Raw genomic sequence first — 14,825 nt, forward strand, 5'->3', positions numbered from 1 at the left:
GGGAGAGTAGGTCACCGCCGGAACATCATTAAACGGTCGAGAGCCCCAACCACAACGGTCGGGGCTCTCCCGCATTTAACGGCTCTTCCAGATTTTCAGGACCTAAGTCACAGGTCCGCGTTCACAGGATCGCGGTCATCTGGCCCCATCCTGAGCCGAGGTCGACCCGCTTGAACCAGTCACCGGCACCGTCGTTCGGGTAGAGCCAGAGCTCCCCGGTGGTGTCGCGGGCGATGATGTCCGGCCAGTTGTCGCCGTCCATGTCACCGGGTGCCGTGATGGCGTTCATGGTGTTCCAGCCGCCCCCGAGGCTCTCACGCTTGAACCATTCGTTCTTGCCGTTACCCGGGTAGAGCCACAGCTCCCCGCTGGTGTCTCGGGCGACCAGGTCCACCTTGAGGTCGGCGTTGAAGTCCCCGGGGGCCACGATGGAGCTCATGACGTTCCATCCGCCACCCAGATCAACCCGCTTGAACCAGTCGCCGGCCCCGTTGTTCGGGTACAGCCACAGCTCCCCGCTGCTGTCCCGGGCAATCAGGTCCGGCGTGCCGTCGGCGTTGAAATCACCTGGAGCCACGATGGAGCTCATCACGTTCCAGCCGCCGCCGAGACTCTGCCGCTTCAGCCAGTCGCCGTTCCCGGTGCCGCGGTAGAGCCACAGCTCCCCGCTGCTGTCCCGGGCGATCACGTCCGCGTTGCCGTCATCGTTGAAGTCTCCGGCACTGACGATGGAGGTCATCACATTCCAGCCGCCACCGAGGTCGATCCGTTTGGACCAGTCGCCGGTCCCCGTTCCCGGGTACAGCCACAATTCACCGGAGGCGTCACGGGCGATCACGTCCGTGTTGTCGTCACCGTTGAAATCGTTCAAACGCATCGGCGTCGCGCTCGGGTCGACGGTGATCTCCTGGGTGGCCGACGTCGAGCCCGCTGCGTTGGTGACGGTCAGGGTCGCGGTGTAGGTGCCCCCGGCGTCGTAGGTGTACGCAGGATTCTGCTTGGTGGAGGTACCGCCGTCGCCGAAGTCCCAGGCCCACTCCGTCGGCGAACCCGCGGACGTGTCCGTGAAGTTCACGTCCAGGGGGACCTCGCCCGACGTCGGAGACACGGTAAAGGACGCTATCGGTGTTTTCGGCGGGGTTTTGCTGTCCAGGGTCCGGTAGGAGAACCAGTAGCGCTTGGTCGCGTCGTTGCTGGCCAGCACCACGAGGCCGGTGGTGCTGTTGACGCCTTGCTTGCTGGTGGTCACATCGTTCATGTTGTCGGACGAGCCGTCCTGGATGATCGCGGTGCCGCGGCCGGATGCGAAGACCGGGTTGTCCATGGGGGCCGTCTTTTCATAGACGGCGCCGGGAACGCCGGAAAAGGCACAGCCGCTGACGCCCGTGCCAGGGGCGGTGTGGAACGCATGCACGACGCCGTTCTGGGTATCCAGGACGATCTGCGGACGCGAGACGCAGTCCCCGATCGTGGCGATGGTTGTCTTGGTGAATGAGCCGGTTCCGGGCTTGAAGACCAGCAGGAGCAGTTCCGGCAGGGTCTTGTCCGTCGAACCGTCGTTGTATCCGGTCTTGATCGCCGCGAAAACCCGGCCGGTATTGTCGGACTGCAGCGTCTTGAGGTTCAGATGGTCGTCAGCGGTGTTGCTGCCCTTGGCCGCATCCTGGACTTTCCACGAGGACGTCGCGGTGGTGCTGGTCCCGTCGGTGCGGGTCGCCCAGCGGATGGAGCCGGTGAGCTGGTCGCTCCACATGACCCCGATCTTGTTGCTGCCGAAGGCCACGACCGCCGAAATGTCATCCGGCGCAGGGTGCGGGTTGGAGACCGGAATCACGAACGGGGAGCCCCAGCTGGTCCCGTCGGGTGCGGACTTGTTGACGTAGACGGTGTTGGTGAAGCCGCTGGTCGAATTGCCGGAGACCTGGGTCCAGGTGGCCCAGATCGCGCCGGTGGTGTCCCGGTCGATGGTCATCGACTCGCTGCTGTTGTTCGTGATGGTGGTGGGGAAGCCGCTGTCCAGGCTGAATTTTCCGCCGGAGTAGCTGTAGCGGTAGAGCTTGGCCGGCTGGCCCGAGACCGACGCCACCGGCGATGTATCAGTGGACACGGTGACCACGTGGGAGGCGATGTAGAGGTGGGTGCCGTCCCAGAGCGTGTCCGCCAGGGTGCTGGCGCGGGTGTCGTTCGTGACGCCGGTGCTGACCCAGGTCTTCGTGGGGACGTCCAGCCGGTAGATCTGCCAGCCCGTGCCGGAGGTCCACATGTCCGCCCACCACGATCCGCCATTAAACCAGAGTTTGCTCTGCGGTTTGTCCGAAGTCGGCGGGTTGCTCACCCCGGTGTAGCTGATGCTGGGATAGCCATAATCACTCGCCGCCGAGGCGCTGCCTGCGATTCCCAGCAGGCCCCCGGCCGCAACTAATGCCACTACCACTATCTGGCTAAGCCAGCGGGCTGTTCTTTTCATCTTGATCGCCGTAATGTTCATGAGTTTCATCGCCGTTTCCATGCTGAATTTGAAATTTTCTGCGTTCTTTCCGGGCGGAGAAAGAACTCTTATGGAAATCGCGATGCCCCGGCGTGCCAGCCTGAACTGCCCCCAGGATCCCGTTTCCCCCCTGAAACCCCCCAGTCACATCTGGCAACTTTGATGTACCTGAAGCACACGCTGACTCTAGACCTCGCCCCCGCATCAACGTACGCGTTCAGTATCATGACAAACGCGCTGGAATTCAACGGAAATCGGCGCTGTGATCGCTGACCGGGTACACCGTTCCCAAATAACCGTGGTGCCCACGTAGGCCCCTCCCGGGGACCCAAGTAGGGGCACGGAAATAGGCCAGTGACTGGAACAAACAACCAAGTAATTGCGGTAACGGCTCCGAACCGGATTATCGGGCCGCAAATAATTCCCCCGGATGTCTCCGAATTCGGACCCTCCGTTCTCATTCGGAGATGGCGGCCGCCGTGGTTCGGTAGGCTCGATCCAGACCAGCCTGATAACCGCTTCCGCTCAAAGGACACCTCATGACCGCACGGACCATTGTCATCACCGGAGCCAGCGACGGCATCGGCGCGTCCGCCGCACGGACCCTGAGCAAGCAGGGGGAGCGGGTGGTCGTCGTCGGGCGTTCCGCGGAGAAGACCGCAAGGGTCGCGAAGGAGATCGGCGCCGACTACTTCGTCAGCGACTTCGCGGAGCTGGCCCAGGTGCGCCGGCTCGCCGCGCAGCTGAGGGAGAAGTACCCCCGGATCGACGTCCTGGCCAACAATGCCGGCGGCATCATGGGCCGTCGCGGGCTCACCGTGGACGGGCACGAGAAGACCTTCCAGATCAACCACCTGGCACCGTTCCTGCTCACCACCGAGCTGATGGACGTGCTCACCGCCAGCAAGGCCACCGTCATCAACACCTCCAGCGCCGCCAACTCGCTCTACGGCAAGCTGGACCTCAACGACCTCGAGACGGCGAACAAGTACTCCGCCAACCTCGCCTACGGCAACGCCAAACTGGAGAACATCCTGTTCACCGCGGAACTCAACCACCGCTACCACGCGGCAGGCATCTCAACGGCGGCGTTCCATCCCGGCGTGGTGGCCACCAACTTCGCCGCGGACACCACCAGCCCGTTCCGGTTCCTCTACCGGAGTTTCCTCAACCGGTTCATGCTGAGCCCCGAGCAGGGCGCGGACACGCTGGTGTGGCTGGCCACGGCCGCCCCGGGGCAGGACTGGGTCTCCGGCGCCTACTACGCCAAGCGGGCGCTGGCGAAGGCCAACAAGCTGGCGTACGACGCCGAGCTCGCCCGCGAGCTGTGGGAGCGCAGCGCGGCCATGGTGGGCGCTGACCTCGGCGAACTCGACCACCGGCCGTAGCAGGCAGGGCCGCGAACACCCGGGGACAGCTGGCTGCCCCCGGGTGTGGGGTTTCAGACCGTCGTCAGCACGGGGGCGGTGAGCTTCCCGTCGCGCATGATGGCGACCGAATCGGTCAGCGGGACGAATTCGGTGTCGTGGGTGACCATCACGGTGGCGACCCTAAAGTCGTCGGTGACGCGGCGCAGGAGCCGGACGATTGAGTCGCTGCGTTCGTGGTCGAGGGCGGCGGTGGGTTCGTCCACAAGCAGGACCTTGGGATCGCCCATCAGGGCGCGGGCGATGTTGACCCGCTGGCGCTGGCCGCCGGAGAGCTGGTGCGGACGTTTGTCCGCGCTGGAGCTGAGCCCGACGACGTCGAGCAGGTCCGCGGCTTTGGCGCGGGCGGATTTGAGGGACCTTCCGCGCAGGTGGTCGCCGATGATGAGCTGTTCGGTAGCGGTCAGGGACGCGAGCAGGTTCGGCTGCTGGAAGATGATGCCGATCTTCTCCCGCCGCAACGCGGTGAGGTCCTTGTCGCCGAGCCCGGTGGCGTCGGCGCCGTCGATGATCACCAGTCCGTGGGTGGGCCGGACGAGGGTGGCGGCGGCGGCCAGGAGACTGGATTTTCCGGACCCTGACGGGCCGACGAGGGAGACCATCTGGCCTGCCCCGACGGTGAGGTTCACGGTGTCCAGGGCTTTGATGGTTCCGTCCCCGTCCGGGTATTCGAGGGTGACGTTGACGAGGTTCAAGGGGCCCCGAGCGGCGTACCGTGTCGCGGGAAGGCTGGAAGTGGGGGACATGATGTGGCTTCCTTTCAGAAAGTGCCGGGGGCAGACCGGCGGCTCAGCCGCGGACGCGGCCAACGGGGTATGGAGGGCGCAGTTCCCGTCGAGGAGGGCTCAGTTCCCGCCGAGGGCGATGAGGGCGTCGACCTTGGTAACGCGGCGGACGGCCAGCGCCGCGCCGGCCAGGCCAAGGGTGATGATTCCGAGGATGGGCACGAGTGTTGTTGCGGGGGTGACCAGGAAGGGGGCTGCCTGGGCTGCGAAGAAGCCGCCGAGGATGCCGATCCCGCCGCCGATTCCGGCGCCGGCGAGCAGGACGATCGCGGCCTGGGTGATGGCGTCACGCAGGATGTAGCCGCTTGATCCGCCCATGGCTTTCAGGACCGCGATGTCGCGGGTCCTCTGGACGGTCCAGACGGTCAGGAACGCCACGATCACCAGGGCGGAAATGCCGTAGAGGAAGGCCTGCATCAGGGTCAGGGAGCCGTTCTCGCTCTTGTAGGAGCCCAGCGCCTGGAACGACCCGGTGCGCGAGGCGCTCACGGTGTGGGCCGCAACGTTGGCAGCGGCCTCGTCAACAGTGGCGCCGTCCTGGTACGTGATGGCGGCGACGGTTCCGAGCTGCTCCGGGTCGGTCAGGTGCGCCAGTTTGGACCAGGTGGGAAGGGCTGTCCAGACGACGCTGGTGTGGGAGTACCACTGGTCCTCGACGACGGCGCTGACGGTCAGTTCGGTCCCTCCGACGCTTGCCTTGTCCCCGGTGTCCAGGGAAAGTGCCGTGGCCACGGTTTTGCCGATCACGACGGTGCCGGCAGTGACGTCCGACGGCGCCAGCTGGCCGTCCGGCGCGACGCCGAAGACGGCGACGTTGGTGGTGCCGGTGCCCGCCCCGGTGTCCGCGGCCACGGCCTGGAACCGGGTCTGGCTGATGCCCAGGGCTTCGGCGTTCTGCACGCCGGCCCGGTTCTTCCAGCTCTCAACTTGTGCGGCGGTGACTTCACTTTCGGTGAAGGAGGCCTTCGGCTCGTTGGTGCCGGGGGCGCCAAAGACGATGCTGTCCACTGCCCTGGCGGCGATTCCGCTGCCGTTAGCGGCCCCGAGCTTGTCAATGGCAGAGGTTGACTGGTCCCCGAGGCCGGCGGTCAGTCCCGAGAGCATGACCAGCAGCAGGGTGATCAGGGCAACGACGCCGCCCATCAGGGCGAACCTGCCCTTGGCAAAGCGGATGTCGCGGATAGCAAGAAACACGGTTGTTCTTCTTTCAGTGGGGGACGCTGCAGCCGAAAGGCTCTGGATCCACTCTCCCGCGGGCCGGCGCCGGCGCCATCGCGCCGTTGGTTGACACGGGACGGAAGAATGGTTGATCCCCGTGTCAACCATTTGGTTGATCCCGCCCGGGCCGGACGCGCATAGGCTGATCCAATGCCTGCCACAGAATCCCTGCTTTCCCTGGACGGGGCCGGTCCCACCGGATCCGGCGATGACCCGCTCAGGGGTTTGGATCCTGCGCCCTCTGTTGCGATTTTGCGCGTCCTGCGAGTGACGCTGCACGTCGGCTTCGCCGCCTTGCTCGGTGTGGCTGTCCTGAGGATGGCGGTATCCGGCGGCGAAGGCCCCTTCCGGTATGTCCTGACGGGGACGGCGTTCGTTCTGGCGGGGGTTTACCTGACCGGCACCATCCTGGAAAAGCGCATCGCCGCCGGCGGCACGGGTTTCGATCCGCGCCGCTACGGTGTCCTCTGGCTGGGAATCATCACCGCCCTGTGGGTTGTCCTGCTGGCCGGGAGCGCCGATTTTGCGTGGCTGGCATTCCCGCTTTTCTTCCTGCACCTGCACCTGTTGCCGCGGCGGACTGCCCTGTTGACGATCGCGCTGATGACGGCCGCGGTGGTTGCCGCCCAATGGGCCGCCAGCGGACTCCCCGTCCCCCCGGCCGCGGTTGTCCTGGGTCCGGCGTTTGGCGCGGGGTTTGCCGTCGTGACCGGGCTGGCGTACCAGGCGCTCTACCGTGAGGCGGAGAACCAGCGCCGTGCAGCGGATGAACTCCGCCGCACCCGGGCGGAACTGGCAGCATCCCAGCACGGCGCCGGAGTCCTGGCCGAGCGCGAACGGCTGGCCCGGGAAATCCACGACACACTTGCCCAGGGGTTCTCGAGCATCGTGCTGGTGGCCCGTGCGGCGGAAAAATCGCTCGCGGATGGAGATACCACCACCGCTGCCGCACGCTTCGCGCTGGTGCAGCAGACCGCCTCGGAGAACCTGGCCGAAGCACGGAATTTCGTCCGCGGACTCTCCTCCCCGCACCTGCAGGAATCCTCCCTGGTGGACAGCCTGCGCAGGCTCTGCGCCACCACGGAAACCAGCTCCGCAGCCCGGGGTGTCGGCCTGCGGTGCCGGCTCGAACTCGACGGCGACCCCGTAGAGCTGCCGCAGCCGTACCGGGTGACCCTGCTCCGGGCCGCCCAAGCCAGCCTCGGCAATGTCACGGACCACGCCAACGCCAGCAACGCCGTCGTGACGGTGGCTTTTCTCGGAAGTGAGGTGACCATGGACATCTATGATGACGGTGTCGGCTTCGACCCCGCCGGGGTGGCCGCCCGGATGACTGCCCGGGCGGACGGAAGCGGCTTCGGGATCCGGTCGCTGCAGGAACGGGTGGCCGCGCTGCACGGCTCCCTCGACCTCGAATCAGCCCCCGGGGAGGGTACGGTGGTGGCCGTCCGTCTGCCCCTGGACGACGTGCCTGGGAGGGAAGAACAATGAACGGCATCCGGATCCTGCTGGTCGATGACCATCCGGTGGTCAGGGCCGGGCTGCGGGCCATGCTTACCGAATTCGAGGGCATCGCAGTCGCAGCTGAAGCTGCCGACGGCGATGCGGCACTGGAGGAACTGAAACGGCTGCAAATCCTGGGCGACCGGGTCGACGTCGTGCTCATGGACCTGCAAATGGGTGCCGGCATGGACGGAGTCACTGCCACCGCGCAGATCAGGCTCCTGGACGATCCTCCGCCGGTCCTGATCCTTACCACCTACGACACGGACGCGGACATCCTGGCCGCCGTGGAGGCAGGAGCCAGCGGATACATGCTCAAGGACGCGCCTCCGGAACAGATCCGCCAGGCCGTGCTGGCAGCCGCCTCCGGCCAGACGGCGCTGGCACCGAGGGTTGCGGCCCTCCTTATGGGCCGGATCAGCAATCCTGCAACGGCCCTCACGCCCAGGGAAGTCCAATTGCTCGAGCTGCTGGCGACCGGGCTGTCCAACCGGGCCATCGCCAAACAGGTCTTCATCTCCGAGGCAACCGTGAAGACACACCTGGTGCATATCTACGGCAAACTCGGGGTGGACAACCGTACGGCAGCCATCGCTGCTGCCACCCAGCGCCGCATCATCCGGTCCCCGGGCCAGCAGGCATGAGGCCGGTGCAGGCAGTGATCGCCGCCAGGACCCCGGTGTAGGTTAGGCCCGCCGGCTCCCGAGATTCCCGAGCGCCGTCAGTGCGGACTCCATCGCCCCGGCCAGCTCACCGGCCGGGGCCGGGGCGGCGAACAGGGAACCCTGCAGGGAGTCGCAGCCGCGGTCCATCAGGTAGGTGGCCTGGGCCGGCGTCTCAATGCCCTCGGCCGTGACCAACAGGCCCAGGGCGTGGGCGGAGCCGATCACGGTGCCGAAGAAGGGCAGTTGTTCCTGTCCGGTCCTGATCATCGCCACCATGGAGCGGTCGATCTTGACCTTGTCGAGCGGCAGCTCCGCCAGCCGGTCCAAGGGGGAGTAGGCCGGGCCGAAGCAGTCCATCGCGATCCGCACGCCGGCTTCCCGGAGCCGGCGCAACTGGCGCAGCACATCGGAGTCGGCATCGAAGAAGACGCTCTCAGTCAGTTCCAGCATCAGCCGGCCGGGCTCCACCCCCGCGGCCGCCACGATTGCCAGGACATGGGCGGCGAAGTCCCGTTGCCGTAACTGCAGGCCCGAGACGTTCACCGCGACGCTGCAGGCGGGGACGGCGGCCAGCCAGGGCCGGATATCGGTGCAGGCGCGGCGCAGGACTTCATCGCCGATTTCCGGGATCAGGCCGCTCTGCTCCGCGGCCGGCAGGAACTCCTGCGGCGAGGCCACCCGGCCATGGTCTTCCCAGCGCGCGAACGCCTCGAAGTGCACCACCGTGCGTTGGCCGGGGGCAACAACCGGCTGGAAGTGGACCGAAATCTGTCCCAGTTCCACCGCCCGCCGCAGTCCCGTCTCCGCGTCGGCGCCGCGGGCGTCGGTACCCAGCATGGCCGGCCGGAACCGCCGCCAGGTGCCGGCAGACCCTGCAGTTCGGGCAGTACCTGCCGCCTGCTTCGCGGCGGTCATGGCGGCGTCGGCCTGCCGTAGCAGTTCCGCGCCGCCGGGCGTTTCGCCGGTCCGGGAGGCGAGCCCCATGCTGAGGCCGGGCCGGACTACGGAGCCCCCGACGCGCAGCGGCTCGTGCAGCGACGCGGCGATCCGGGCGGCCACGGCGTCCGCGTTGAGACACTCAGTGAGCAGCACCGCGAATTCGTCGCCACCGAGGCGGGCCACGGTGTCGTGGGGCCGCACGCAGTTGCGCAGCCGGCGCGCGACCTCCACCAGCAGCTCGTCCGCGGCGGACCGGCCCAGCCTGTCGCCGAGGTTTTTGAAGTCATCCAGGTGCAGCAGCAGCACGTCCACCGGGTCCGGGCGGCGGAGCGCCGCGGCCAGGCGGTCGTTGAACAGCGTGCCGTTGGGCAGCGCGGTCAGCGCGTCGCGCAGCACCCCGGCCCGGACCAGGTCGTCGTGTGCGGCGAAAGCGGCGGGAACGGCAGTTGAGGCAGCTGTAGCACGACGGCGGGGCGCCGCCCCGCCCGCTGTGGTGCCGTCGTCGTACGGCTGGTTATGGCGGGGCTCCTTGTGGCCGGGCTCTGTGGCGCGGGGCTCCTTTTGGACCGGTTCCGTGCGGCGGCCGGCGCTGCGGACCGAGAGCGCGACCGACGGCGCGGCCGAACCGGCCACGGCGCCGGAGGGCAGCAGCGCGCAGGTGATTTCCACCGGGACTTCGGTGCCGTCGGCGCGGCGGCCGGAGCCGGCGAAGGTCTGGCCGGGGCGGGGCGTGGAGCTGCCCAGCCCGGTGAGGAGGGAGAGAAAACCCGGGCGCGAGGCCTCGGCGAGGAGCAAACCGGAGTCTGTGCCCAGCAGCTGTGAGCGGGAGTAGCCGAAGAGCTCCTCCGCGGCGGCGTTCAGGAAGGAAATCGACCCGTCGGGATCGAGCAGCAGCAAGGGGTCCGGGCCGTGCTCCAGCAGCAGCTGTGCGAGTCCTGATTCCATGATTTCTGCCAGCCCCCAAGCCGAAGGATACGGGTGGCAGCCGCCGCTGCGGAGAACAGGGCGGGCTGCGCTCCCTGAAGCATAAGCGCCAGCGGCCGTTTGCGGTGCGATCCGCCCGGTGCCGCGCCCAAGAAGGGGCCACGCAGCAGGAAGGCGCCGGGCCGCGGCGGGCCAGCACCGGCGGTTACCCGCGGCGGGAAGCAGCAGCCAGCGCGGCGACGGCAGCGGCAGTGTTGCGGATGCCCAGCTCCCGGCGGTGCTCGGGCTCGGGGCGGGAGAAGAGGAAGCCCTGCAGGGCATCGCAGCCCTGGGCCATCAGGTAGTGGGCCTGTTCCGGGGTTTCGATGCCCTCGGCCGTGACCTTCAGGCCCAGGCTACGGGCCATGTGGATCATCGAGGTCAGGATCGGCAGCTTCTCTGCCCCGGTGCGGAGCATCGAGACGAACGATTTGTCGATCTTAACGATGTCCACCGGGAGCGCCTGCAGACGGCCCAGCGAGGAGTATCCGGTGCCGAAGTCGTCCAGCGCCACCCGGATCCCGGCCCCGCGGAGGCTCTCAAGCTGGGCGATGACGTGGGACCGGGGATCGAAGAACACACTCTCGGTCACCTCCAGCACCAGCTGGTGCGGATTCACGTTGCCCCACGCCGCAATGTCCAGGACGCGCTCGGCGAAGTCCCGGTGCAGCAGCTGAACGCCGGAAACGTTCACCGCCAGACTCCGGCACGGGTCCTCCGCAAGCCAGGGCTGCAGCTCGGCGCAGCTGCGGCGCAGCACCTCCGCCCCGATGTCCCGGATCAGGCCGCTGCGTTCCGCGGTCCGGATGAACTCGTCCGGGGGCATCAGCTTCCCCTCGAACTGCCACCGGGCCAGGGCTTCGAACTGCACGACCTCCAGCAGTTCGGTGGACACCACTGGCTGGTAGTGCACGACGATCTGCCCCAGTTCCACGGCGCGCCTCAGCCCGGCAGTCAGCTGGGTCCGCGCCAGCAGCTCGGTGAGCATCTCCGGCCGGAAATGCAGATAGCAGTTCTTGCCGGCCTCCTTGGCGGCGTACATGGCCAGGTCCGCCTGCCGCAACAGCTCGGAGGACGTCATGGCCCCGGCGCCGCGCGAGGCTACCCCCAGGCTGAGGCCCGGCCGCAGCAGGGTTCCCTCGATAGAGAACGGGGCGTTCAGGGTGGCCACGATGCGCTGGGCCACGGTGTCGGAATCGTTGCAGCCGATCAGCAGGACCACGAACTCATCCCCGCCGAGCCGTGCCACGGTGCCATGCGGCCCCACGCACTTCTGCAGCCGGTCCGCGATCTCCACCAGCATCTGGTCCCCGGCGTGGTGGCCCAGGATGTCGTTGACTTCCTTGAAGTCATCCAGGTCCAGCAGCAGCACATGCACCGGATCGCGGTTCAGCAGCGCGGCGGCGACCCGTTCGGTGAAGAGGATCCGGTTGGCCAGTCCGGTCAGCGGGTCCTGGAAAGCGAGTTCCTTGAGTTTTTCCGCCTGCTCGGCGAGTTCCTTGAGGGCGCGGCGTGCCTGGTCCTGGGCGCGTTGGGTCGAGCTGACGTCGCGGAAATTCCAGATCCGGCCCACGACGGTGTCCGCGACCTTCTGCGGCCTGGAATAGAGCTCCACGGTGCGGCCGTCCTTGAACTCCAGCACATCGTGGCTTTGCTTGACCCGGTCCGCGTTGAGTTCCCCGACTTTCTGCAGGAAGTAGTCCGGATCAAGCAACTGCCGGGCGATAAAGGTGACCAGCGCCGTCGGATCCTCCGCCGCGACCAGCTCCGGCGGCATGCCCCACAGCTTCAGGTACTGGTCGTTGATCCCGGTGATGAGTCCTTCGTTGGAGATGACGACGATCCCGTCGGCGGTGGATTCCAGCGTGGCGTCCAGCAGGGAGACGGCCAGGCGCCGGCCCGAATCGGTGTCCTCGCGGTGGCTGCCGTCCCGGATGGCGACCGCCATGGCCGGTCCGGCGCCGACAGTGACCAGCGAACAGGTGATCTCCAGGGACAGTTCACTGCCGTCCCGACGCCGGCCTGCCGCCGCGAACGGCCGTCTGCCGGAGAGGCTGCCGCGGCCCAGCCGCCCGAAAACCCGCAGGAACCCGCCGCGCTCGTCCTCGGAGAGCAGGATATTGTGCCCCGCCCCGAGCAACTGTTCGCGCGGGTAGCCAAAGAGGCGTTCGGCTGCCGCATTCACGAAGGCGATGGTTCCGTCCGCGGTCAGCAGCAAAAAAGCATCGGGACCCTGCTCAAGCAGGCTCTCTTCCATCCCTGTTCCCACGGCGATACCGGCCCCCAAAGCTGCGGTTGGTGTGTTGATGACTGTCCCGGCGGCGCCGCGGACAATGCGTCCCTGAATCATAGGGTTCTCTGGTCCCTTGTCCAGTACCCCGTCCACCGGATGTGCCGGGTCACAGGATGTGCCGGGTCGCCCGCTGTGCAGGGTTGCCGCACCCGGCGGTGACGGGTTATCGCGGCCCGGGAACCCGCACGCCCAGCAGGGCGGCGAAGGCGTCGTTGGACCGGGCGATGGCGGATCGCAGGCCGGGTCCGGCTTGGGGGCGGGAGAAGAGGTAGCCCTGCAGCGAATCGCAGTCCAGTTTTATCAGGTATTCAGCCTGCGCCGCCGTTTCGACGCCTTCGGCCGTGACGCTGAGGCCCAGCCCGTGGGCCATGGCGATCATGCAGCTGAGGATCGGCAGTTTCTCGTCGCCGGTGTGGATCATGGCCGTGAAGGACTGGTCGATCTTCAGGGTGTCCACGGGGAGCCCCTGCAGCCGTCCCAGCGAGGAGAAACCGGTGCCGAAGTCATCCAGCGCCACCCGCACACCGGTGTTCCGGAGGGCGGTGAGCTGCTGGATCACGTGGACGTCGTCGTGGAAGAACACACTTTCGGTGACTTCCACGACCAGTTGCCGCGGATCCACGCCGGTGCTCCGGGCGACGGCCAGCAGCAGCTCGGCGAAGTCCCCGTGCTGCAGCTGCACGCCGGAGACGTTGACGGCGAGGGCGCGCGAGGGGTCCTCCGCCAGCCAGGGCCGCAGCTCGGTGCAGCCCTTCAGCAGCACCTCGGTGCCGATTTCGACGATCAGGCCGCTGCGTTCCGCCGCCGGAATGAACTGCGCCGGCGGGACGATTTCGCCGCCGCGCTCCCAGCGGGCCAGCGCCTCAACCTTCACCACGACGCCGCTGCGGGCCGAGACGATCGGCTGGTAGTACACGGTGATCTGGCCGGCATCCACGGCCAGCCGCAGCCCGGCCTCCAGTTCGGTGCGCTCGACCAGGCTCTTCATCATCTCGGGCCGGAACCGCAGGTACCGGTTTTTCCCGGCCGCTTTCGCCGCGTACATCGCGATGTCGGCCCGGCGCAGCAGCTCGGAGGCGTCCACGGCGTCCTCGTTGATGGATGCCAGGCCCAGGCTGAGGCTCGGGCGCAGCATGGTGCCATCGATCCAGAGGGGCACCTTCAGGGACGCGACGATCCGCTCGGCCACCATTCCGGGGTCCAGGGAGCCCACCAGCAGCACCACGAATTCGTCACCACCCAGGCGTGCTACAACGTCGTTCGGGCGGACACACTCACGCAGGCGCCGGCCGACCTCGATCAGCAGCTGGTCCCCGGCGTGGTGGCCCAGGATGTCGTTGACTTCCTTGAAGTCGTCAAGGTCCAGCAGCAGGACGTCGACGGCGGTGCCGCACGGCCCGCGAAGGGCTGCCTCGAGGTGGTCGTTGAAGAGCTGCCGGTTGGACAGCCCGGTCAGCGGGTCCTGGAACGCGAGGGCCTTGAGTTGGGCGGCCTGCTCGGCAAGGTCGGCCATGGCCTGCGTGATCCGGTCCTGCGCAATCCGGGCCGGGGTCACATCGCGGAAACTCCACACGCGCCCGACCACCCGGTCCGCGACCTTCTGCGGGCGGGAGTAGCGTTCGAAGGTGCGGCCGTCATGGAAGTCCAGGACGTCGTGGCTTTCGGAGGCGGGATCGGCGTACAGCGCGGCGATCTTTTCCACGAACTGCGCGGGGTCCACCAGCTGGTCCAGGACGAAGCCCATCACGGCGTCGTCGTCCTGGGTGGCCAGCAGCTCCCGCGGGACGCCCCACATGGAGATGAACTGGTTGTTCACGCTGGCGATCCGGCCGTCCCCGCCGACGACGAGGATGCCGTCGGCCGTGGATTCCAGGGTGGCGCTGAGCAGGGACAGGGCTTCGCGGAGCCCAGCATCCGCGGCGAGGCGGTGGGAGGTGTCGCGGACCGCGACGGCCATGCTCATCGGGGCATCGCCGGTGTCCTGGACCAGCAGCGAACACGCCACTTCGCCCTGGAACTCGGTGCCGTCGCGCCGCACCCCGTAGGCCTCGACCGGCGGGAGGCCGGGGGCGGCGTCGGCGTCCTTGCGGAGGGCGAAGAAGAGCCGGTGGAAGCCGCTGCGGAACCCCTCGGCGAGGAGCATGCGGTGGTCCTGGCCCACGAGCTCCCCGCGGGCGTAGCCAAACATGCGCTCCGTGGCGGCGTTGACGAGGCGGATGATGCCGTCCTCGGAGACCACGAGGAGGGCATCGGGGCTGGATTCCAGCACCGCCCTGGCGCCGGGCGCCGGGTGCGGGGACGCCGTCACGGTGCCACTGCCTTGCGAATTTGAGACCACCGGTAGTTCATATAGAGTCCTCCCCTCTGGAAATCATAGGGGCCTTCCGGCTGGGCGCCGACCACGTGCGCCCGGCGTTTCCGCGGCCGGGATTCAGGGGCTCTGTGTCACGGACGGGGCTTCAGGTGCCGGGCCTCAGGGGGTCGGAGCGCCGGCGGTTGCGTCGGCCTACACCAGCCGGTGGCCCGCGGCCGCGCTGGGGCGGG

At 67.7% G+C, this 14,825-nt stretch carries 9 protein-coding genes; 3 read left to right on the forward strand and 6 right to left on the reverse strand.

Annotation, left to right across the window (positions count from 1 at the left end):
• Positions 1-121 precede the first annotated feature (121 nt).
• Positions 122-2,497, reverse strand: coding sequence for an FG-GAP-like repeat-containing protein (locus tag BJQ90_RS12110; protein WP_226760506.1), 2,376 nt, complete (start codon positions 2,495-2,497; stop codon positions 122-124).
• 530 nt (positions 2,498-3,027) lie between these two features.
• Here BJQ90_RS12110 and BJQ90_RS12115 point away from each other — a divergent pair.
• The gene (locus BJQ90_RS12115) at positions 3,028-3,876 is read left to right on the forward strand and encodes an SDR family NAD(P)-dependent oxidoreductase (protein ID WP_226760507.1); all 849 of its coding nucleotides are present in this window, start codon (positions 3,028-3,030) and stop codon (positions 3,874-3,876) included.
• A gap of 53 nt (positions 3,877-3,929) precedes the next feature.
• On the opposite strand, the gene BJQ90_RS12120 is transcribed toward BJQ90_RS12115, so the two are convergent.
• Both BJQ90_RS12120 and BJQ90_RS12125 read right to left on the reverse strand, forming a co-directional pair.
• On the reverse strand, positions 3,930-4,661 hold the full coding sequence (locus BJQ90_RS12120; protein ID WP_226760508.1) for an ABC transporter ATP-binding protein: 732 nt from the start codon (positions 4,659-4,661) through the stop codon (positions 3,930-3,932).
• 99 nt (positions 4,662-4,760) lie between these two features.
• Positions 4,761-5,894, reverse strand: a complete 1,134-nt coding sequence (locus BJQ90_RS12125; protein WP_226760509.1) for an ABC transporter permease — start codon at positions 5,892-5,894, stop codon at positions 4,761-4,763.
• Between the two features lie 174 nt (positions 5,895-6,068).
• Between BJQ90_RS12125 and BJQ90_RS12130 the strand changes: the two genes are divergently transcribed.
• Both BJQ90_RS12130 and BJQ90_RS12135 read left to right on the forward strand, forming a co-directional pair.
• Complete coding sequence (locus tag BJQ90_RS12130; protein WP_226760510.1) at positions 6,069-7,409, forward strand: sensor histidine kinase; 1,341 nt, start codon at positions 6,069-6,071, stop codon at positions 7,407-7,409.
• Entirely contained in the window at positions 7,406-8,065 is a 660-nt protein-coding gene (locus BJQ90_RS12135) for a response regulator (protein WP_226760511.1), read from the forward strand. The genes BJQ90_RS12130 and BJQ90_RS12135 overlap by 4 nt, the downstream gene beginning before the upstream one ends.
• Positions 8,066-8,107: 42 nt before the next feature.
• On the opposite strand, the gene BJQ90_RS12140 is transcribed toward BJQ90_RS12135, so the two are convergent.
• The 3 genes from BJQ90_RS12140 to BJQ90_RS12150 form a co-directional block, all read right to left on the reverse strand.
• Entirely contained in the window at positions 8,108-9,970 is a 1,863-nt protein-coding gene (locus BJQ90_RS12140; protein WP_226760512.1) for an EAL domain-containing protein, read from the reverse strand.
• A 184-nt stretch (positions 9,971-10,154) separates the two neighbouring features.
• Positions 10,155-12,338 carry a putative bifunctional diguanylate cyclase/phosphodiesterase gene (locus tag BJQ90_RS12145; RefSeq protein ID WP_226760513.1) on the reverse strand — a complete coding sequence of 728 codons (2,184 nt, stop codon included), beginning with the start codon at positions 12,336-12,338 and terminating at the stop codon, positions 10,155-10,157.
• Positions 12,339-12,444: 106 nt separating this feature from the next.
• Positions 12,445-14,589, reverse strand: coding sequence for a putative bifunctional diguanylate cyclase/phosphodiesterase (locus BJQ90_RS12150; RefSeq protein ID WP_226760514.1), 2,145 nt, complete (start codon positions 14,587-14,589; stop codon positions 12,445-12,447).
• Positions 14,590-14,825: the final 236 nt, after the last annotated feature.

The organism is Arthrobacter sp. SO3 (assembly GCF_020532825.1).
Taxonomy (GTDB): Bacteria; Actinomycetota; Actinomycetes; order Actinomycetales; family Micrococcaceae; genus Arthrobacter.